Raw genomic sequence first — 22,148 nt, 5'->3', positions numbered from 1 at the left:
AAAATGAGAGTTAGACTTTATCCAATCAACCAAAAAAAATAAGACTTTCTCTCAAGTTCAAGTATCTTTTACTAATTTTTTATTTTTATAAACTATTTTTTAATTGGACGATAAAATTGATTATTTCATTCGTTTCTTCGCTTGAGAGCTTTGCATCTTTATGAATTAACGTGTAAGAATCTAAAGGCATTTCTCCGCTTTCTAATTGTTTAATAATAGATCGTAATTTGCTGGCTTTTCTTCGATTTGATAATGATTCCCATTCACTAAAATTTAATTCTTTTTTGCCATCTTTAATATGTTCTTCTAAAAACCAAGCAACTGGTTGTATTTTATTATACCAAGGGTATTTAGTGTTGTTACTATGGCAATCATAACAAGATACTTGCAACTTATTTTTTATATTATTTGGCACATTATTTACCAACATAAAATCGGTTACTGGTACAATATCAGTTTGGTTTCGTTCTGTGGGAATAAATTGTATTCCCACAAAAGCGACCAATAAAATCAACAATATGATTTTAACAGTTTTCATTTAGTTAATTTCTCTTTGTACTTTTCCGCACTTCAGCATTTTACTACCATAATAAGGGTTACGTACTTCTTTATTCATACTTAACCAAGCACTTCCTTTTTCATACATTGGGCAATATTGCTCATATAATTTATTAGAAGCACCTGTTATAGCAACCATATCTATAATGTCTTTACTTAAAACTTTAAAGTGCTCTCTTTGATGTGCTATTGGGCTTTTGGATATATGCTCTGCGTGTTCTTTGGCATCCAAAATAATATCCTTTAATTCTAATTTTTGAGCATCCGTATATTTAGAAACATCTAAATTTTCTAAACTTTTTTCTAATGAAGCACCCAATTCTTTTGCTTTTGATTCATCATCTGCTACTAAAGCATCTTTTAAATTGAAATAAGCGGTTAAAATTGCTTCAGCTTTTGCGTCTTGCATTTTCATTTTACTGTGATCCATTTTCATATCTCCGTGGTTCATTTTTTCTTTTTTCTGTGCATTGGTAAAAGAAACCGTTAACAATAATATTACTACTACACTAATTTTTAAATCTTTCATTTTATTTGTTTTTAAATTTATATTTGATTTACTACTATTCATTCTTAAAATCTTACTGATAATCCACCACCACCGCCAAAACGATTGTCGTAACTCGCCATTAAAGAGAAATTTCTTGATAGCATATATTCTGCTCCTGCGCTCCAAACTGTTTCTGAAGTGAAATCTTTATTTGTTGGTAAAGTATTTACAAAACCTAAATCTATTTGATATTCATAATAACCGAAAACAGACAGTTTAGGAAAAATCATTATACTGCGTCCTAATCCAATTCTTGGTCTTAATTTATTATCTACTCGAACATCTAAATTGAATAAGTAAGGTGTTAAATAGCGAAGACCGACAACTGCTGTAGTGTTTAATTTGTCTAAACTACCACGTGTTTCATTTTCTATATTTACCCCACCAAATACTCTTAAATAATCGTGTAGATAGCGTTCATAAGTAAATTCTCCTTCCAAATTTTTGTTCCATCCGTATTCGAAAGATGCATTAAATTGATTTCTTAAATTAGAAGTTGTTAAATTAATTGCTGTGTTATTTGAAGCTATATCTGCAATTCCCCAAGAGTACCATTTATCTGTTTCTGCAATAATTTTAGAAGCTGGAAATTCATCCATTTTTGGGTCTCTTGGTGTATCATAAGATACTACTCGCGCCATACCACCCATCATATGATATAAAATGTGACAATGGAAAAACCAGTCACCAGATTCATCACCATTATTTCCATAAAACTCTAAAGTAACTTTTTGCATTGGTGGCACATTTACCGTGTGCTTTAATGGTGAATAGTCGCCATTTACGTTAATAACTCTAAAAAAGTGACCGTGTAAATGCATTGGGTGGTGCATCATCGTCAAGTTATTGAAAGTAATGCGTGTTACTTCCTTATTATTTATCTTGATATTATCCGCCTCAGACAATGGTACACCATTCATACTCCAGATGTAACGACTCATATTACCTGTAAGGTTTAATAATATTTCTTTTACAGGAACATTTTTATCGTAGTTTGTTTTGTTAGGCGATTTCAAATAATCGTAATTGTATTCGGCAAACATATCCATTCCTTCCATTTTCATTCCAGACATTGTTTTGTCTTTCTTCATATCCATTCCTGCCATATTAGAATGGTCCATCTTGCCCATTGCTGTAGTATCTTTTGGTTTCTTCATATCCATGCCTGACATTTTTGAATGATCCATCTTCATACCTTCCATTTTAGAATTATCCATTGGCATAGAATCTTTAGGCTTCTCCATATTCATTCCAGACATTGTTTTGTCTTTCTTCATATCCATTCCTGCCATTTTAGAATGGTCCATTTTCATACCTTTCATTTTAGAGTGATCCATTGGCATAGAATCTTTAGGCTTCTCCATTTTAGAATGATCCATTTTCATATCTTCCATTTTGCCCATCTGCATCCCGTATTCATCCTTCATCTCAAAACGTTCATCTTTTTTTGGGCGATACTTTAAGGCGTGCGCTCCCATTTTCATATCCATTTTAGCCATTTTCATCATCATTCCAATTTTGTCTGGCTTCGGAATTTCTTGTGCTTTTAAAACGTTACCAGTACCCAAAAATGCTGATGCTGTACCAGAACCATCTTGTGCTGTGATTCTGAATTCAATTTTTCCTTCTTCCGGAATAGTTACAATAAAATCGTAGGCTTCTGCAATGGCTATAAAGGTTTTGTTCTTTTTAACGGGCACTACATCAAGGCCATCTGCCGAAACTAATAGTGGATCCACACCTCCAAAAGTCATCCAAAAAGAAGTAGAGGCACCACCATCTATGATGCGTAATCGTACTTTTTCTCCAGGTTTAAATTCTGGGTACGCAATGCTTTCTTCACCATTAATTAAAAATGCTGGGTAATATAAATCTGCTATATCTGCTCCTTGCATTCGTTGCCTCCAGAAATTTAGTTGTGCGCCAAATGCTCCACGAGCAATAACTTTATTAAGTGGTGTAGACGTACCTTTTTTAATGCCATACCATTCGTTACCTCGTTTTAAATTACGAAGCACACTCATTGGTTTTTCGTTGGTCCAGTCAGATAACATCAATACCAATTCTTTGTCATAGTCCAACACTTTTTCTTTAGGTTGAATAACAATGGAGCCATAAACACCACTTTGTTCTTGCAACATCGTGTGAGAATGGTACCAATAGGTACCAGATTGTTTTATTGGGAATTCGTATTTCTGTGTATGCCCAGGTTCTATAGGTGGTGTATTTAAGTATGGAACACCATCATAAAAATTTGGCAATAAAAGTCCGTGCCAATGCACAGAGGTTTCTACACTCATTTCATTTTTTACATAAATAACTGCATATTCTCCTTCTGTAAATGCTAAAGTTGGTCCAGGAATTGAGCCATTAACGGTCATTCCCATAACATCTTTTCCTGCTTTATTTACAGTTGCTTCACGTAAAGTTATGGTGTGTTCTCTTACTGGAAGGTTGTTTATATTTCCTTCTGTTACTTGTTTCTCTTGTGCAAAAACTATGGTAGTTAAAGCAATAAGAAAAATTGAAATTATTTTAGTTTTCATTTTATTATTCATTTTGTAAGTAATCAAAGTTACTACAGAACAAAAAGGTATTGTATTATAATTATGGTTCATATCTACACAATTTGGTCTAAAGGATTCCTGAAATTTCTCTGCTCATTTTTGTAAGATGATAAGCTCATACCAGTTTCATTTTTAAATTGACTACTAAAATGGTTTACATTGCTATAATCTAATTGCTGACTTATCTCTGTAAAATTATTTTCTTGCAATTGAATCAACTCTTTTGCCTTTTCTATTTTTAACTTTATAAAATACTTTTCTATGGTAATATGCTCCTTTAAAGAAAAAATTTTACTGATTTTTGAGTATTCTAAATTTAATTTTGATTCTAAATATTTAGAAAGTGTTTTATCTAATTGTAATGGTAATTTCTGCAATAATTTAATAATTGTTATTTTAGTTTGTTCTACTAACTTTTCTTCCTGTCCTAATAAAATTTCAAAATCATTTTCTTCTATAGCAGTTTTAATTTTTTCGAAATCATTTTCTGACTCTTCCTCGAAAATTATAGCACCAAGCTCAATATGTTTTAGTTCAATATCTAACTTTTCAAATTTTGTTTTAATGAACATTATACAGCGATTACAAACCATGTTTTTTATAAAAATTTTTCTTTCCATAATTTAATTGGTTAGATAATTAATAATTGTGGTTTGTACGAAGTAAGATTTTATAGACTCAATTTGATTCATTTCAAACTTCAATTGTAACTCTTGAATATCTAATACATCATTAAAATCTATAGTACCAGTTTCGTAGTTTTTAATTAGAATTTCTTCTGCATTTTTAGCTTGCTTCAGATTTTTAGTTTGTGTTTTATAACTAATTCTTGCAGAAATGCGTTCGTTTTTTGCTTTATCTAAAAACGTTTCCAATTTATTTTTTCGTTCTTGCTTCTGTGCTAAAAATTCTTCTTGTTGTAAGCTATTTTGTTTGGTTTTTGATTTATAACTATTATTAAAAATAGGAATAGAAAGAGATACCATTGGGATCAAAATATCTTTACCATTATCACTAAAACTAATATTTGGACGTTCTGTAACATTTATATAGTCTAAACCAAAACCAATCATTGGAGCGCTTTCTTTCTGATTTAATAATTCTGATTTTTCTATAGATTGATACAATCTATCGTACTTTAATAATTCTGGATGAACTGATAAATTATTAGTTTTGGTATCAAAATTTTCTGCAGGAAAATTCAAATCACTCACAACATTTATAAAAATTGATTTCTCACGATTCAATAACTTATTGAAGGTAGTTTGTTCTGCTAAATACTGTTGATTTAAAATTGCCAATAATTGCTCCATTTCATTTTGGCGCATTTGCAAACGCAATACATCTACCATAGATGCCTTATTAACTTCAACGGATGTTAATGCTAATGTTTCATAAGTTTGAAGTAGTTTTATATTTTCTTTTAAAACATTTTGCTTTGCTTTATTTGCATACAAATTATAATATGATTGGGAAACTGAAGTAATTAGTTTTCGCTTGGCAATTACAATATCTTCATATTTAACCTTTGCCATAGAAGAAACATAGCTTTCTCTGGAAGTAATTGTACCAAACCAAGGCAACATTTGTTTCACAGAAATTCTAAAACGTTGTGCACCAGTTCTGGTTTCTGGTTCACTTACAAAATACCCAACACCAAATTCAGTATTTGGCAATGTATTTACTTCATTCACTTTTTCTGATGCAATATTATATTGCAGTTCAAATTTTTGAATTGCTGGATTGTTTTTAAGAGCTTGCTCAATAAGTACATTTAATTCTTGTGCATTTGAAAAACCAAAAGCCAAAAAACTTATGAGTGTAAAAATTAAATTTTTCATTTGTTTGCTTTTTTTAATTTGAATTCTTCTCTCCAACTATATAAAACAGGTAAAAGAAAATAAGATGTAATGTCTATGACCATTCCTCCAAAAATTGGAATCGCCATTGGAATCATAATATCGCTACCTTTTCCTGTAGAGGTTAAAACTGGTAATAATGCTAAAATTGTTGTAACAGTAGTCATTAAACAAGGACGAATTCTTTTTTCTGCAGCTTCCAAAGCTGAAGCTCGTATGCTCTTTTTATCTGCAGGTTTTTCACGTTTAAAAGTTTGTGTTAAATAGGTTGCCATAACTACACCATCATCTGTAGCAATACCAAACAATGCAATAAAACCAACCCAAACTGCCACACTTAAATTGATGGTTTTCATATTAAATAAGTCTCGCATATTTTCACCAAAAAAGCTAAAATTGAAAAACCAATCTTGCCCATATAACCAAATCATAATAAAACCACCTGCAAAAGCAATGGTTATGGCTGTAAAAACCATAAATGATGTAGCAACCGATTTAAACTGGAAATATAAAATCAAGAAAATAATTGCTAATGCCAATGGAACAATAACAGACAGTGTTTTTTCTGCACGTAATTGGTTTTCATAAGTTCCCGTAAATTTATAACTGATGCCTTTTGGAACCGTTAATTCACCAGAATCTATTTTTTTTTGAAACAATTTTTGTGCATTTTCTACTACATCAACTTCTGCAAAACCATCTAATTTATCAAACAGTACATAACCAATTAAAAAAGTATCTTCACTTTTTATAACTTGTGGACCTTGCTCATATCTAATCGTTGCTAACTCACTTAAAGGAACAGGATTCCCTTTTTCAATAGGAATATAAATGTCTTTTATCGATTCAGGATTATTACGAAATTCTCTTGGATAACGAACTCGAATACCATAACGTTCTCTTCCTTCCACAGTTTGAGTTAATTGCATACCACCAACTGCAACTTTTAGAACATTCTGAACGTCTTCAATAGAAATTCCATAACGTGCTATTTTTTCTCTATCAATATCAATCAGTAAATATGGCTTACCAACAATTCTATCTGCAAAAACAGCTTCTACTTTAACACCTTCTGCTTGTTTTAAAAGGCTCTCTAATTGCAAACCAAAAGCTTCAATTTGTTTTAAATCTTGCCCTTTTACTTTTATTCCCATTGGTGCACGCATACCTGTTTGAAGCATTACCAATCTTGTTTCTATGGGTTGTAATTTTGGAGCAGAAGTAACGCCTGGTAATTTGGTGACTTTGACAATTTCATTCCAAATATCATCTGGAGAACTAATTTCTGATCGCCAATTTCTGTAGTATTCTCCATCTTCATCTTCGATAAGTTGAGACCTTTCGACTGCGCTCAAGGAGACATTTTCAGTATTATTTGGATTTGTTACAAAACCACCATTTTTCAATTCAAAAGCACCATCTTCATTTACTTTATAACGTTGTCTTTTTCCCTCTGAATTTCTCATATATTCAGTTTTATACTGAATCATATTTTCATACATTGACAAAGGTGCAGGATCTAAAGCAGATTCTGTTCTACCAGCTTTACCAACCACAGTTTCAATTTCTGGAATGGTTGCTACTGCCATATCCAATTGTTGTAAAACGCGTTTATTTTCTTCGACACCAGAATGTGGCATTGAGGTTGGCATCAGTAAAAAAGAACCTTCATTTAAAGAGGGCATAAATTCTTTACCTGTGTTATAAAATATCCAAAATCCAAATATAAGAACTGATGTTGGTATCATTAAAAACAACACTTTATTTGCTAATGCCCATTGTAGAATTTGACTATAATATTTTCTAAAAACTGAAAATATTCCTAAAATACCAAAGCAAATAATGGCTACAAAAATTAAGTTGATAAAGATACTTCTGTCAAAACCTAGTGGTCGCCAATATTCTGCAAGTAAGAATATAATAGCAGTACAAGAAATAATGATATTTATAAGGTTGTTATTTTTCTTGTTTAGTTTTCCTATAACAACTAATAAACCATTAACTCCAAAAGCAATTAGAATTACACCCAACCAATAACCACTAATTGTAATTACAATACCAGCCACTATTAAAGCGATATTTATAATATGATTAAAAGATTTTTTTAGTGTTGTTTTTCTGAATAAATAAGCTGCAAAAGGGGGAATTAAAAACAAAGCAATAACCAAAGAAGCTGATAGTGCCATTGTTTTTGTAAACGCCAAAGGTCTAAATAATTTTCCTTCTGCACCAATCATTGTAAAAACAGGTACAAAACTTATAATTGTTGTTAAAACTGCTGTTAAAATGGCACCAGAAACTTCTGCAGTTGCATTATAAATTACTTCGTCTGTAGTATATTTTGTTCCATCTTCACGAGTTTGTAACTTTTTATCATCTAAATGACGAATCATATTTTCGGCGAGAATTACGCCAACATCAACCATAGTTCCTATCGCAATTGCAATACCTGAAAGTGCTACAATATTTGCATCCACATTAAATAGTTTCATCGTTACAAAAACCATTAAAACTGCAACAGGTAATAAACCAGATATTAAAATAGAAGCTCGAAGATTGAAAACCATTACAATAATTACCAAAATGGTAATCAAAATTTCTAATGTTAACGCTTCATTTAGTGTGTCTAAAGTTTCTTCAATTAATTCTGTCCTATCGTAAAAAGGAACAATAGTTACTTGTGATGTTCTACCATCTGCTAAAACTTTTGTTGGTAAACCTCCTTTTAATTCTGCAATTTGAGTTTTTACATTCGTAATTACTTCCATAGGATTTGCTCCATATCTTGCAACTACGACACCTCCAACTACTTCTGCACCTTCTTTATCTAACAAACCTCTTCTTGTAGCAGGACCTAAAGAAACTTTACCAATATCTTTTATTTTGATTGCTGTAAAATCTACGGAAGTAACTACTGCGTTTTCAATATCATCAATCGATTTTATATATCCTAAACCACGAACTAAATATTCAGCTTGATTGATTTCTAAAGTTTGTGCTCCAATATCTTGATTGCTACTTTTAACGGCTTTTACAACTTGATTTAAACCAATATTGTATTGACGCATTAATTCTGGATTCACGTCCACTTGATATTCTTGAACATAACCACCAATTGAAGCAACTTCAGAAACGCCACTTGCAGACGACAATCCGTATTTTACGTAGTAATCTTGAATACTTCGCAATTCTTGTAAATCCCAACCACCAGTAACGTTTCCTTTTTCATCACGACCTTCTAAAGTGTACCAAAATATTTGTCCTAAACCTGTGGCATCTGGACCTAAAGCAGGATTTACACCTTCTGGTAATAAATTGTTAGGTAATGAATTTAGTTTTTCTAAAATTCTACTTCTGCTCCAATAAAACTCGATATCCTCTTCGAAAATAATGTAGATACTAGAAAAACCAAACATAGAAGAACTTCTAATTGTTTTAACTCCTGGAATACCCAATAGAGAAGTGGTTAAAGGATATGTAATTTGATCTTCAATATCTTGTGGTGAACGACCATCCCACTTTGTGAATACTATTTGCTGATTTTCGCCAATATCTGGAATAGCATCAACAGCTACAGGATTGCTTGGTAAAAATGGAATATTCCAATTAAAAGGAGCGTTTACGGTACCCCAACCTACAAATAATAAGAGTAGTAAAACTGCTACAAGTTTATTTTCTATTAAGAATTTGATGCTTTTATTTAGCATTATATTTTGATTATTAAACAATTAGACATAGATGTTAGAAAAACATCGAATACAACAAATTATCCTTATAACATTGAAGTTATAGGATATTATAGTCTATTGTTTAAAAATCAAATTAAATAAGTCTCGTCAATCTTGAAGATTTCTTTTATGACGAGTGGTGGTTCGTATTCTTCGAACGAAGATACATTATTCTCTAAATTTTCAAAAAGATTAATGTATGTGTAGATAAACGAAGCAATAAATAATTCTTGGTTAAAAGATATTTTATCAACCTGCAATTGTACTTCGTCTTGACCATCAATTAATACTTGTACATCTTTGCAACAATCTTTTTTTATGATTGAACAACCAGAAATAGTTGCAGAAGTATCTTTTTGACTTTCCATCCCACAAGTTGAAGCTTCAGAAAAAATTGCAGTATCTACAAGAGTATCACCACAAAAATGTTTTGTGATAGCAAATGAAGTTGTAGAAAATAAGACTACAAACGACATTAAAACAGCTAATATTTTATGTGATAACTTTGACATTCTAAAAACAAAGGTACGAAATAGTGACAAAAAAGATTAAAATTAATGTTGAAAAATATTGTTTTAATAAATTCTCTGTAATCTTACAGCATTCAATATTGCTAACAAAGCAACACCAACATCTGCGAAAACTGCTTCCCACATTGTAGCTAAACCACCTGCTCCTAAAATTAGGACAATCACTTTTACGCCAAATGCTAATCCAATATTTTGCCATACAATTTCTCTTGTAGAACGACCAATTTGAATCGCTTTTACCACTTTTGAAGGTTGATCTGTCTGAATAATTACATCTGCTGTTTCAATGGCAACATCACTACCAAAACCACCCATTGCAATACCAACATCACTTGCTGCTAAAACAGGTGCATCATTAATTCCATCACCAATAAAAGCAATCTTATTTTCTGAATTTTGTTTTAACTTTTCTACTTCATTCAATTTATCTTCTGGTAATAAACCACCTTTGGCTTCTTCAATATTTAATTCTGATGCTACTTTTTGAGTAATAGAATCTTTATCTCCAGAAAGCATCATTATTTTTTTAATACCTACTTTATGTAGCGCTGTAATTGTTTCTTTGGCATCCTCTTTTAATTCATCTGCAATAACCACGTAGCCAGCAAAAGCGTTATCAATAGCCACTAAAACTATAGATTCTACGATAGTGTCAATTTCTTTGGAAACTTCGATATTATTTGATGTAATTAAGGCTTTATTACCAACTAAAATAGTTTGTCCGTTTACAATACCTTTTAAACCTTTTCCAGCTATTTCAGACACTTCGGAAGCTTCATAGCCTGCATCTTCATCTTTATATTCCAAAATAGCTTTTGCAATAGGATGGGTAGATTGCTCTTCCATCGCCATCAGATATTTCATAAATTCAGGTTCTTCCCAATGGATGGTTTTTATTTCCTTTATTTTGAAAACACCTTTGGTCACAGTTCCAGTTTTATCCATCACTACCGTATTCACTTTGGTCATTTCATCCAAAAATGAAGCCCCTTTGAATAGAATACCATTTTTTGAAGCTGCCCCTAATCCACCGAAATATCCTAATGGAATTGAAATCACTAACGCACAAGGACAAGATATTACCAAGAAAATTAATGCTCTGTATAACCAATCTCTAAACACATAATCATCTACAAAAAAGTAAGGTATAAAAGTAACACCAATAGCTAAAAACACTACAATTGGTGTGTAGATACGAGCAAACTGTCTGATGAATAATTCTGTTTTAGATTTACGTGCTGTTGCATTTTGAACCAAGTCTAATATTCTCGCAATAGAACTGTCTTCAAACTTATTGGTTACCTCAACTTCAATAACGCTTTCCAAATTAATACTACCCGCGTAAACCTTTGCTTCTTTTTGAATGGAATCTGGTTTGCTTTCTCCTGTTAACGCAGCTGTATTTAAAGATGCTTTTTCGGATAATAAAATGCCATCCAATGGAATTTTTTCACCTACACGAATTTGAATTTTCTCTCCAATATTGACAACTTCAGGCGAAACACTTTTATAATCTCCCTCACGAAATACATTGGCTTCTTTAGGTCTAACATCTAATAATGCTTTTATATTTCCTTTTGCACGATTTACAGCAGCACTTTGAAATAATTCGCCTACTGCATAAAATAGCATTACTGCAACACCTTCGGGATATTCACCAATAACAAATGCACCAATGGTTGCTATAGACATTAAAAAGAACTCTGTAAAAACATCACCTTTTTTAATACTAATCCAACCCTCTTTTACAACAGGAAACCCTACAGGAAGATATGCAATACCATACCAAGCAATACGAATCCAATCCTTAAAGAATGAAACATCAAAATAATCTAAACCTATACCAATGATAAGCATTGTAAAACTTATTATTGCAGGCACGTAGGTTTTGAATGCACTTCCATTACCGTGATTATGACCATCATTATGCGTGTGTTGCACTTCTGAATTTGGTTTTAAATCTCTTAAATTGACTTTCTTTTTTTTCATTTAATTTCTAATAATATTTCAATGTCATTGGGAATAGGCATTCGTTTTAATGGTGGCACGTTTGCTCCACCAGTATTACCAAGTGGAACGTGATTTATAAATGATTTCCAGCCACCCACAAGCAACCTAATTATTTGACCTATTACTTCTTTCGTATCTTTTTGTCTAAATCCAAACTTTAGCATAAGCCAATGTGAATAGGTATGTTCTATAGGATAAGATTGTCCTATTATATGACTACGTTCTAAATGATACCAAGCATTACCAAACTGCTTATTTTCTAAACAGAAACTGTATTGTTTTAATTCTTGGTTATACGCCTGTTTTAGATGTTTAGGTATTTTAGTATTAAACTTCATATCCTCTAATTTTGGATAAATGTACTTTAATAGTAAGTGCAATGGAAGTGCAATAATTAGACACTACACTTATCGCAAATACCTTTTACCACCAAATTTACATTCTCTGACACAAAACCATTTGGCACTTTTATTTGTGGAATTTTATGGTCAGTTAAACAAGTTGTTTCATTACAATTATTACAATGAAAATGTAAATGCAAATCGTTTTTAATATCACAATTACAGCCTTCTTCACATAAAGCATATTTTGAAATTCCCGTGCCATCATCAATTTGATGTACAATACCTTTTTCCTCAAAAGTTTTAAGGGTTCTGTAAAGCGTGGTTCTATCCGCCTTTGTAAAAGCATTTTCAATATCGGTTAGGGCGACTGCAATTTTTTTTTGTCCCATAAACTTGTAGATGAGGATGCGCATTGCCGTAGGGCGAACCCTTTTGTCTTCTAAAAATTTTTCTATTTCAGTCATTAACTTGTGATTTTAACCATCTATTTCCCTATGGATTCTCCCGTTTTAATGTGAAAGGCATCCTCAATATTTGCGATATAAATAATCCCGTCTCCTGGTTCTTCCGTTTTACCATTTCTTAGAATTGTTTCAATTGCGGCTTGGGCTTCCTCATTTTGACAAACCAGTTCTAGCTTGACCACTGGACTATCTGTCACGTGAAAATCCAGCGACGGTCTTGCGCCTTTTGCCTTGAACGCTCCCGTGCCTTCTGCTTGTGACAGGGTCATACTTTTAAAACCACTATCAGCAAGAGCTTCAATTACCCTTTGGATCCGGTTCGGTTTTATAAATGCTTTTATTTCCTTCATTTTTTTAAATTTTTAATCAATTTTGAACCGAGTCTGTTTTATAATTTTTAACTAACTAATTAAGACGATAAACAAACTCGGAATCAAAACCTTTGATTATTATTGAATTAATGTCCGTGTTCCAGTTCGCCCTTTATCATTTCAGAAGACAGGTTATAAGCTCCGTTTATGACCACTTTGGCATCGGTTGAAACTTCGGCAGGCAGATTGACTTCAACAAAGCCTAAATCAGTAATACCAACCGTTACGGGTATCATTTTGAATTTCATTTTGCCTACTTCCATTTCCTCATCTTCATCCAAGATAAAAATAAAGGATTGCTCGCCTTCCTTTATAATGGCGGCTTCCGGAACGGCAAAACCCTTTTTCTCGCCCTGCACTATGCGCCCTTCTACATACATACCTGGCAAAAGATTTTTATCCTTGTTTTCTATATCAGCAAGAACTTCTATGGCTTTTGGGTCTGTCTCAAAAGTTTTACCTATAGACCGAACGGTTGCTTTAAGCAGTTCATCTGGGCGAGAGGCCGTGGAAAAATATATCTGTTGTCCTTTCTGGATTTGCTTTATGTCCTTTTCATAGACTTTGAAGTTTACATAAATTTTTGAATTATCGCTTATCGAGAACATTTTGGATTGTTGTGCCACGTAATCGCCAAGGCTAATCATTACTTCATCCACATAACCACTTATGGGTGTGGTAATGGGAACTGCGGAATATATCTGTCCTTCCGCCACTTTTTCCGGATTAATCCCCAACAACTTCAATTGGGCCCTCAAACCATTGACGCTGGATGTTGTGGAACGAAATTTTGATTGAGCCATTTGAAATTCCTTTCCCGAAGAAACGCCTTTGTCATAAAGCGTCTGCTTGCGTTCAAAATCCTGTTTCAAAAAGACCAGTTCGTCATTTTTTTCCTGATAGTCCTGTTGCATTGCAATGATATCCGGGTGTTCTATATATGCCAGCACTTGACCTTTGCTTACGTTATCTCCGGGTATTACTTTTATGGCACTCACATTTCCACCAACAAACGGGCTTATGTTCGCCTTGTCCTGTGGGAAAAGCTCCAGCGTTCCCGTTACCTTAATGTTGTTCCCTAAATTGCGTTCCTCCAAAGGTTTCATTTCCAAACCTATGGTTTCGGCCTGTTGCTTTGTAAGTTCCACAACGCCTTCTTCCTCGCTGTGACCTTCTTCTTCTCCTTCATTGGTTTTTGATACGCCTTCGGCTTCGTTATGCCCAAGTTCAGATTTTGGGGCATCATTACAACTCATAAACATAAGTGTAAATAATACGATACTTACTAATAATATATTCTTCATTTTTCTTTTTTTAAGATTATAAATTGCCCAATTGATATTGTATCTCAATGGATTGTTGGTTAAACTGGTTTATGTATTGCAAATGGTTTTGTTTTATCCTGATGGCACTGTTGAGAATTGTGATATAATTGACATAATCTATTTCGCCTTCCTTGGATGCCAATTGCGCTGTGGTAATTTGCTGTTCTGCCAACAATAGTGCGCCTTCTTCGTAATATTGCAAAATCTTCTTTGTTTTTTCAAGGGATTTGGTCAATTGCGACACGCGACTTTCTGTAACCGCCTTTTGCTCCAAATATTGATTCTCTGCTACCATTGCGTCTGCCTTTGCTGCTTTTACCCTTGACTTCTGCGGAAAAAACCATAGCGGAATGCTAATACCCGCCTGATAGGTGTTGAAGCCTGAAACATCATCTACAACCTGCCTGCCATACGATAAGCTGAATTTCGGTAGGAATTGTGATTTCTCAACGCCCACGTTTGCTTTACTTACTTCGGCATTTTGCAAGGCATATTGCAACATTGGGTTATTCGCTACCGAAGTGGAATCTAATGTCGCCATAAAATCCAATGTTTTGTATGGTTCACTAATCGTTTCAATGGATTCATCCGTTCCCAAATATTGTTTTAAGGCACGTTTGGCTATTTCAATATCATCAAAGGCTTGTTGCCTTAATACTTGAATCTGTTGAAATTCGGAAGAGGCTGAAATAAATTCCAATTTGCCTGTTTCTCCCGTATCATACCGAAGTTGGGCAGCGGTCTTAAAATTGGCATAAATACTGTCCAGTTGGTCTGCAAAGCGCAACTGCGCCTTATAATAATTTATTTGGTCATACGCTTGCATCACATTACGCACCAATTGTTGTTCACTGGCCACATAAAACTTTTCTCCCAAGGCAATACGCTCTTTGTAAAACTTCGATTTTGAAAAACCGGAAAGCAAATCAATGTTGCCCTGTTGCACACCAACGGTTGTCTGCACTCCAGGAAGATTATTTCCATATTCTTCTTTGCCCGTGAAAACTTGAGTGCTACCAAGGTCAAAACTCGTTCCCTTTAGTGCCTTTTCCCGTTCAATAAATGCTTGGCTCTCTTTAAGTGATGGATAATTCTGTTTAGCCATAGCAATAGCCTCATCAATGGTCAAGGTCTTTGGGATTGTACCATCTTGATTGGTGTCTTGGGCAAATGAAGTACCAGAAGCCATCAAACCTCCAACCATCAATAATACGGTTACAATATTGGTTGATTTTTTAATATAACTTACATCTCCACCATTGTCCTTCTTTTCTTTTCGGGATTCCAGCCAATAATAAAGAATAGGAATAACCACCAAGGTCAGAAATGTTGCCGTAAGCATTCCTCCAATGACTACTGTCGCCAAAGGTCGCTGTACTTCTGCACCACCAGAGGTAGAAATCGCCATTGGGATAAAACCCATAATTGTTGTAATGGCTGTTAATAAAATTGGACGTAAACGTTCGTGCGTTGCTTCGTATATACGTTTTTTTAAATCTGTCATTCCACTGTCTTTTAATTCATTGAATTTGTTTATGAGTATGAGTCCGTTTAATACGGCAACTCCGAAGAGCACGATAAACCCGACTCCGGCAGAAATACTGAAAGGCATTCCACGAATCAACAAAACGAAAACACCACCAATGGTCGCCAAAGGCACTGCCATATAGATCATCAAGGCCTGTGTAACTGAATTTAAAGCAAAGTAAAGCAGAACAAATATTGTTAATAGAACGATTGGAACTACAATCATCAATCGGTCTGAAGCACGTTGAAGGTTTTCGAAAGAACCTCCGTAGGTTACAAAATAACCTGGTGGCAGTTTCACGTCCGTTTCCAATTTTTGTTGAATTTCCTCGACCATCGATTTTACATCGCGCCCACGAACATTGACCCCTACCGAAATACGACGGGAGGTATTGTCCCTTGAAATCTGCATCGGACCTGGCTTATAGCTGATATCTGCAACCTCCTTTAAAGGTACTTGTGCACCGTTTGGCAGGTCTATGAAAAGGTTTTTTAAGCTATTGATGTCTTGTCGATATTCCTCTGCCAAACGAATGACCACATCGAATCGTTTTTCCCCTTCAAAAATGACTCCTGCCTGTTCTCCAGAAAATGAAGCACTTACATAATCATTCAGCTTGTCAACGGTTACACCGTATTGTGCCATTTTTGCCCGGTTATACACCACTGTCATTTGTGGCAAACCGCTTGTAGCTTCTACATTGAGGTCAGCCGCTCCGGGAACGGTTCTGATGACCGCTGCGATTTCCTGTACCTTGTCTGCCAAAACGCCTAAATCTTCTCCGTACAGTTTGATTGCCACGTCCTCACGAACCCCTGTAAGCAATTCATTAAAACGAAGTTCTACAGGTTGGGTAAACACGAAATTTACGCCGGGAACTACTGAAATTTTTTCCTGTATTTTTTCTATCAGTTCTTCTTTACTATCTGCGGAAGTCCATTTACTCTTATCTTTTTCAAGAATAATATAACTATCGGCAATATCCATAGGCATCGGGTCTGTCGGTATTTCGGCCACACCAATCCTAGAAACTACTGTTTTTACTTCCGGAAACTCATTGATTAACTTCTGAAGTTTCTCTGAAGCCTCAATAGATTCTGTAAGACTGCTCCCCGGTTTTATCAATGCTTGAAATGCAATATCGCCTTCATCAAATTTAGGGACAAATTCTGCTCCCATATTGCTGAAAATAAATCCTGAAATCAAAAGCAAGGAAACCGCGCCTATAACCACACCTGCCCGAAAGCGAAGTGCAAAATTTAATATAGGCAGATAGATACGATTCAGAACATCCATAATTTTATCACTGAACCTATCAATCTTGTTTTCAAACTTGGCGAACCAACTATTTTGATTTTTAGCAGGTTTTAAAAATAATGATGACATCATTGGCACGTAGGTAAGACAAAGGATAATCGCTCCTAAAACGGCAAAACCAAATGTAAATGCCATTGGCCGGAACATTTTCCCTTCCACACCGGTCAAAAAAAGAATCGGTGTAAAAACTATAAGAACAATTAGTTGACCGAAGAAGGCAGAATTCATCATTTTACTTGAAGAATCATAGGCGATTTCATCCATTTCAGCTTGGTTGATGGCGGTTGTGGATTTTTTCATCCGTTGATGAATGTGGAAAACCGCTCCTTCCACGATAATCACCGCTCCATCTACAATAATTCCAAAATCGATCGCACCCAAGGACATTAAATTTGCCCAAATGCCAAATTGTTTCATCAAAATAAATGCAAATAATAGACATAAAGGGATTATCGAAGCTGCTATCAAGCCACCACGGAAGCTTCCCAAAAGTAAGACCAAAACAAATATGACGATTAGGGCTCCTTCTATTAGATTGTTTTTAACGGTACTTGTGGTTGCCTCAATAAGTTCACTTCGGCTTAAAAAAGCATCAATATAAACACCTTCCGGCAGGGATTTTTGAATTTCTACAATACGCTTTTCCACATTTTCAATCACGTCGCCTGGGCTTTCGCCTTTCAGCATTAAAATTTGTCCACCTACGGATTCGTGACCGTCTTGGGTAAATGCACCATAACGCACTTGGTTTCCGTAGCCCACTTTTTCGGCAACGTCCCTTACCAAGACAGGGCTTCCATTTTGAGTGGTCACAACCGTGTTTTCCAAATCGGCGATACTTCGAGCCAGCCCTTCGCCACGGATAAAATTGGCTTGGTGGTTTTTTTCAATGTAAGCACCACCGGTATTAGCATTGTTCACTTTAAGAGCTTCAAAAACCTGATTCATTGTAATGCCAAAACTTTTTAGTTTATCAGGATTTATGGCAACTTCATATTGTTTTACATAACCTCCAAAAGCATTGACCTCGACTACGCCTGGCACTAAAGCCATTTGGCGTTTTACAATCCAATCTTGGATGGTACGAAGCTCCATTGCGTCATATTTGTCTTCATAGCCTTCTGTCACTTTTAAGGTATATTGAAAAATTTCGCCCAGACCTGTTGTTATGGGTGCCATAAAAGGTGTGCCAAAACCTTCGGGGATTTCTCCGGCAACTTCGGTTAATTTCTCCTGTACCAATTGCCGTGGCAGATAAGTGCCTGCCTCGTCCTTAAAAACAATGGTAACCACGGACAGCCCAAAACGGGATACTGAACGCAGCTCGATGACGTCAGGAAGATTGGCCATTGCCAATTCTACGGGATAGGTAACAAATTGTTCTATATCTTCTGTCCCCAAGTTTGGGGCCACGGTTATTACCTGTACTTGGTTGTTTGTTATATCGGGTACAGAACCCAAGTTTATAGTGGCCATAGACCAAATGCCCGTACCAACAAGTGCCACTATAAATAAGCCAATAATAAATTTATTATTAATGGAAAATGAAATGATTTTGTTAATCATAGAAAATGTATTAATTCAGTTAAACCTTCCAGTGTAATACGAAGGCATTATTAAATAATGTAATAATTGACCAGAAATGGTCTTGAAAGGATATAAATATCCTGTAATAACTGAATTACACCTTTGGTGGCTGTAAAATTGAAGGAGTGAAATCTTTTTCTATACCATTAAGGTAGAAAAAATCTTGTGTAGATATAAAGGATGTATTAAACTTAACATTTACCAATTTTAATTGCATAACATTAATGTGACAACATTGACAATTACAAAAAGGAGTGCATAAATCTGAATCTTGATTGTCATGGTTAAATCCCTGAGAAATTTCTGTTTTAACTTCATCATTAAGTACAGTATAATCTTCGCAAGGTGCTAAATTAAGTACAAGAATATAAGCTGATAATATAAAAGTTAAAAATTTCATTGCAGCAAAGATATAAATTATTTGATGCAATGGCTGTGCAAAATAATATTGACAAGTAATATAATAGAACGATTAAAATAAATAATTTTTGAATTTTACTATTCTTGATTTAGGTGTTTTAATTCTTTATAATTGGTTTCTTCTAATTTACTTCTTAATGTAGCCATATCCTCGCTAACTTTTCTATCAATTATTTTAGCATAATGCTGTGTTGTTTTTAAAGATTTGTGTCCAAGCATTTTACTTACAGATTCTATTGGAACACCATTAGTTAATGTTATAGTAGTTGCAAAAGTATGACGTGCTAAATGAAAAGTTAAGTTTTTATTTATTTCGCATAAATCAGCAATTTCTTTCAAATAAGCATTCATTTTTTGATTACTTAAAACTGGCAATAACTTGTTTGAATTTAAAACATCAGAATACTCTTCATATTTTTTTAAAATAGTTTCTGCAGAAGGCAATAATGGAATATTACTTTTGGTTTTAGTCTTTTTTCTGGTTGTTTTTATCCAACGACCACCATCAATACCAATTACAATATTATCTTTATTTAATGCTTTTACATCCGCATACGCTAAACCTGTAAAGCAACTAAACACAAAAATATCTTTTACCAAATTTAATCGACTTATAGAAAACTCTTTTTCAATTAATCTTTGGATTTCTCCCTCATCCAAAAATTCTCTTTCAACTGTCTTTAAAATTCCTTTCCAATTAAAAAACGGGTCTTTAACTATCCAGTCATTTGCGTAAGCGATTCTTACGACTTTCTTAAAATTGGTAATATACTTTATAGTTGTATTGTGTGCGCAATTTTTTTCTGTTTTCAAATAGTATTCAAACCCCGTAATAAATTTATTATTAATCTCTGTTACTGGTATATCTTCTATTTTATATTCGTGATTAATATAATTTTTTAAATGTTTTTTTGCTATTTTATATCTTTCTGATGTACCTAAAGCGTAATCTTTACCAACTAGCTTTTCCATTTGAATATTATGATTTTCAAATATTTCCAAAGTCATTTTTCTAATCTCATTTTTACCCTGGTAAATGTTTCTAATATTAGTAGCTGTAATTAATTTATTTTCTTCTACTAACCTTTGGTGTATTTTATAGATTCGGTTAGCAATACTATCAATATATTTATTAAGTTGTTGAGTTTCTCCAGAAGAACCTTTCATCTTACCAGCAGAAGAACTCCACTTTTCAACGTCAACCTTTCTCGAAATACTTAATTCGGCTCTTTTACCATTTACAGTAATCCTTAAATAAATATTTGCTTTTCCACTTTTATCTGCTTTACTACGTTTGATATAGAAAATAAATGAGAATAAATGTTGCATAGGTGTCAGTTAATTATTATAGCATAAATATACGAAAATTAAATTAAAACAAATCATAACTAATTAAATATCAGTTTATTTAGTTTAATTCGGTGTCAGTTGTGAATTTAAAAAATAGACTCCGAATACGCACCTTATACGTTAATTTTTGATGATTTTGATTGGTATGCATTGAATAGAAAAAACCCTACAAACATAGCGTTTGTAGGGTTTTGACTCTAATTAGTATTCTTTTAGCAGAGAGGAAGGGATTCGAACCCTCGATACGTTGCCGTATACACACTTTCCAGGCGTGCGCCTTCGACCACTCGGCCACCTCTCTAAAATTAAAACTTCAGCTTATGAGATCCTAAAATAAATTTAGGATAGATACATTTCTACAAGTCCTTCTGGTGTATCAAACTCAATGGTTTGATTTTCTCGATCTACTTTTTTGATAAAGTTATCAATCATCGGGATAAAAACATCCTTCTCACCGTTTTTGATTTCAAACAAAGGCTGGGCGGTTTTGTCATTGACACCTTCTATAATGCCAACATATCCATAACGGCTATCTACGGCTTTAAAACCGATCACCTCATGAAAATAAAACTTATCGCCTGTTAGTTTAGGTAGCATAGAAAGTGGCAAGTATACCTCTGCTTTCATAATACCATCGGCTTCTTCTTCGCTTTGAATATCTTCAAACTGAACTCGAAGTTGATTGCCTTTTTGAAGTAAACTTTTTTCAATAAAAAATGGAATCAGGTTATTGCCTAAGTCGACAAAAACTGATTCCATTTCTTGATACAATTCAGGTTCGTCAGTATCTAATTTGATCACTACCTCACCTCTAAAACTATGCTTTCTAACGATTTTGCCTAAATAAAAACAATCTTCTTTACGCATTACGTTATTGGGCTTTAGAATTATTCTGCAGATTTTTCTTCGGTAGCTTCTTCTGAAGTTTCTTCAGTTACTGCTTCTTCAGTTGTTGCCTCAGCTGCTTCTGCTGCCGCTGCATCTTCTGCTGCTTTTTGCTCAGCTAAGATAGCTTCTTCTGCTTCTTTAGCAGCGTTTACACGCGCTTCGTTTACAGCTTTTTCTGCTTCTAATGCTTTTGCTTTTGCTTCTGCTTGCTCTTTAGATAAACCATCTTTTTTAGTAGCGATTCTTGTTGCTTTTTCTTCTAACCAAGCAGTAAATTTAGCTTCTGCTTGCTCTTCAGTTAAAGCTCCTTTACGAACTCCACCAGCTAAGTGATTCTTTAATAAAGCACCTTTGTAAGATAAAATTGCTTTCGCAGTATCTGTAGGTTGTGCTCCATTTTGCAACCATTTAACAGCTCCATCAACATCTAAATCAATGATTGCTGGGTTTACATTAGGATTGTAAGTACCTAATTTTTCTAAGAATTTACCATCTCTTTTTGCACGTGCATCAGCTGCAACGATTGAATAAAATGGTTTTCCTTTTTTACCGTGTCTTTGTAATCTAATTTTTACTGACATATTTTTAAAATTTTAAGGTTCTCGACCTCGATTATTAATATTCTTATTATCTCGTAATAAGCGGGTGCAAATATACAAAATATTTTCAGTATAAAAATCAATAAAACAAGTAATTATCTAATGCTCAGCTTGAAATCAAGAAAATTTAAAATTGTTGATAAATCAGCATAA

Annotated in this window: 17 protein-coding genes and 1 tRNA gene; all 18 read right to left on the bottom strand. The window is 33.9% G+C overall.

Features of this window, described 5'->3' with window-relative positions; genetic code table 11:
- Positions 1 to 85: 85 nt before the first annotated feature.
- Positions 86 to 538, bottom strand: coding sequence for a heme-binding domain-containing protein (locus tag WHC90_RS10320; protein ID WP_188598387.1), 453 nt, complete (start codon positions 536 to 538; stop codon positions 86 to 88).
- Positions 539 to 1,087 carry a DUF3347 domain-containing protein gene (locus WHC90_RS10315; RefSeq protein ID WP_188598386.1) on the bottom strand — a complete coding sequence of 183 codons (549 nt, stop codon included), beginning with the start codon at positions 1,085 to 1,087 and terminating at the stop codon, positions 539 to 541. It lies immediately after the preceding gene.
- A 44-nt stretch (positions 1,088 to 1,131) separates the two neighbouring features.
- Entirely contained in the window at positions 1,132 to 3,654 is a 2,523-nt protein-coding gene (locus tag WHC90_RS10310) for a multicopper oxidase domain-containing protein (RefSeq protein ID WP_188598385.1), read from the bottom strand.
- A gap of 74 nt (positions 3,655 to 3,728) precedes the next feature.
- The gene (locus WHC90_RS10305; protein ID WP_188598384.1) at positions 3,729 to 4,295 is read right to left on the bottom strand and encodes a helix-turn-helix domain-containing protein; all 567 of its coding nucleotides are present in this window, start codon (positions 4,293 to 4,295) and stop codon (positions 3,729 to 3,731) included.
- 3 nt (positions 4,296 to 4,298) lie between these two features.
- Positions 4,299 to 5,516, bottom strand: coding sequence for a TolC family protein (locus tag WHC90_RS10300; RefSeq protein ID WP_188598383.1), 1,218 nt, complete (start codon positions 5,514 to 5,516; stop codon positions 4,299 to 4,301).
- Positions 5,513 to 9,241 (bottom strand): efflux RND transporter permease subunit, encoded by a 3,729-nt coding sequence (locus tag WHC90_RS10295; protein ID WP_188598382.1) that lies wholly within the window; start codon positions 9,239 to 9,241, stop codon positions 5,513 to 5,515. The genes WHC90_RS10300 and WHC90_RS10295 overlap by 4 nt, the downstream gene beginning before the upstream one ends.
- A gap of 110 nt (positions 9,242 to 9,351) precedes the next feature.
- On the bottom strand, positions 9,352 to 9,774 hold the full coding sequence (locus WHC90_RS10290) for an HYC_CC_PP family protein (RefSeq protein WP_229664903.1): 423 nt from the start codon (positions 9,772 to 9,774) through the stop codon (positions 9,352 to 9,354).
- A 63-nt stretch (positions 9,775 to 9,837) separates the two neighbouring features.
- A complete protein-coding gene (locus tag WHC90_RS10285) occupies positions 9,838 to 11,781 on the bottom strand; it encodes a heavy metal translocating P-type ATPase (RefSeq protein WP_188598381.1) in 1,944 nt (647 codons plus the stop codon).
- Entirely contained in the window at positions 11,778 to 12,140 is a 363-nt protein-coding gene (locus tag WHC90_RS10280; protein WP_188598380.1) for a DUF3703 domain-containing protein, read from the bottom strand. The genes WHC90_RS10285 and WHC90_RS10280 overlap by 4 nt, the downstream gene beginning before the upstream one ends.
- Positions 12,141 to 12,196: 56 nt before the next feature.
- Positions 12,197 to 12,610, bottom strand: a complete 414-nt coding sequence (locus tag WHC90_RS10275; RefSeq protein ID WP_188598379.1) for a Fur family transcriptional regulator — start codon at positions 12,608 to 12,610, stop codon at positions 12,197 to 12,199.
- Between the two features lie 20 nt (positions 12,611 to 12,630).
- Positions 12,631 to 12,960, bottom strand: a complete 330-nt coding sequence (locus tag WHC90_RS10270) for a P-II family nitrogen regulator (RefSeq protein ID WP_113966046.1) — start codon at positions 12,958 to 12,960, stop codon at positions 12,631 to 12,633.
- Positions 12,961 to 13,067: 107 nt separating this feature from the next.
- Positions 13,068 to 14,285, bottom strand: coding sequence for an efflux RND transporter periplasmic adaptor subunit (locus tag WHC90_RS10265; RefSeq protein ID WP_188598378.1), 1,218 nt, complete (start codon positions 14,283 to 14,285; stop codon positions 13,068 to 13,070).
- Between the two features lie 16 nt (positions 14,286 to 14,301).
- Entirely contained in the window at positions 14,302 to 18,717 is a 4,416-nt protein-coding gene (locus WHC90_RS10260) for a CusA/CzcA family heavy metal efflux RND transporter (protein WP_188598377.1), read from the bottom strand.
- Positions 18,718 to 18,832: 115 nt separating this feature from the next.
- Positions 18,833 to 19,138, bottom strand: a complete 306-nt coding sequence (locus tag WHC90_RS10255; RefSeq protein ID WP_188598376.1) for a DUF6660 family protein — start codon at positions 19,136 to 19,138, stop codon at positions 18,833 to 18,835.
- 98 nt (positions 19,139 to 19,236) lie between these two features.
- Positions 19,237 to 20,487 (bottom strand): site-specific integrase, encoded by a 1,251-nt coding sequence (locus WHC90_RS10250; protein ID WP_188598375.1) that lies wholly within the window; start codon positions 20,485 to 20,487, stop codon positions 19,237 to 19,239.
- Positions 20,488 to 20,724: 237 nt separating this feature from the next.
- Positions 20,725 to 20,809, bottom strand: a tRNA-Ser gene (locus WHC90_RS10245).
- Positions 20,810 to 20,847: 38 nt separating this feature from the next.
- On the bottom strand, positions 20,848 to 21,375 hold the full coding sequence (gene rimM, locus WHC90_RS10240) for a ribosome maturation factor RimM (RefSeq protein WP_188598374.1): 528 nt from the start codon (positions 21,373 to 21,375) through the stop codon (positions 20,848 to 20,850).
- Positions 21,376 to 21,395: 20 nt separating this feature from the next.
- Positions 21,396 to 21,977: a 30S ribosomal protein S16 gene (locus WHC90_RS10235; protein ID WP_188598373.1), complete on the bottom strand. Its 582-nt coding sequence runs from the start codon at positions 21,975 to 21,977 to the stop codon at positions 21,396 to 21,398.
- Positions 21,978 to 22,148 lie beyond the last annotated feature (171 nt).

Origin of the sequence: Polaribacter pacificus (assembly GCF_038024035.1) — a bacterium.
Lineage (GTDB): Bacteria > Bacteroidota > Bacteroidia > Flavobacteriales > Flavobacteriaceae > Polaribacter > Polaribacter pacificus.
Note: the sequence above shows the minus strand (reverse complement) of the source record. Positions and strands in the feature narration are given on the sequence as shown.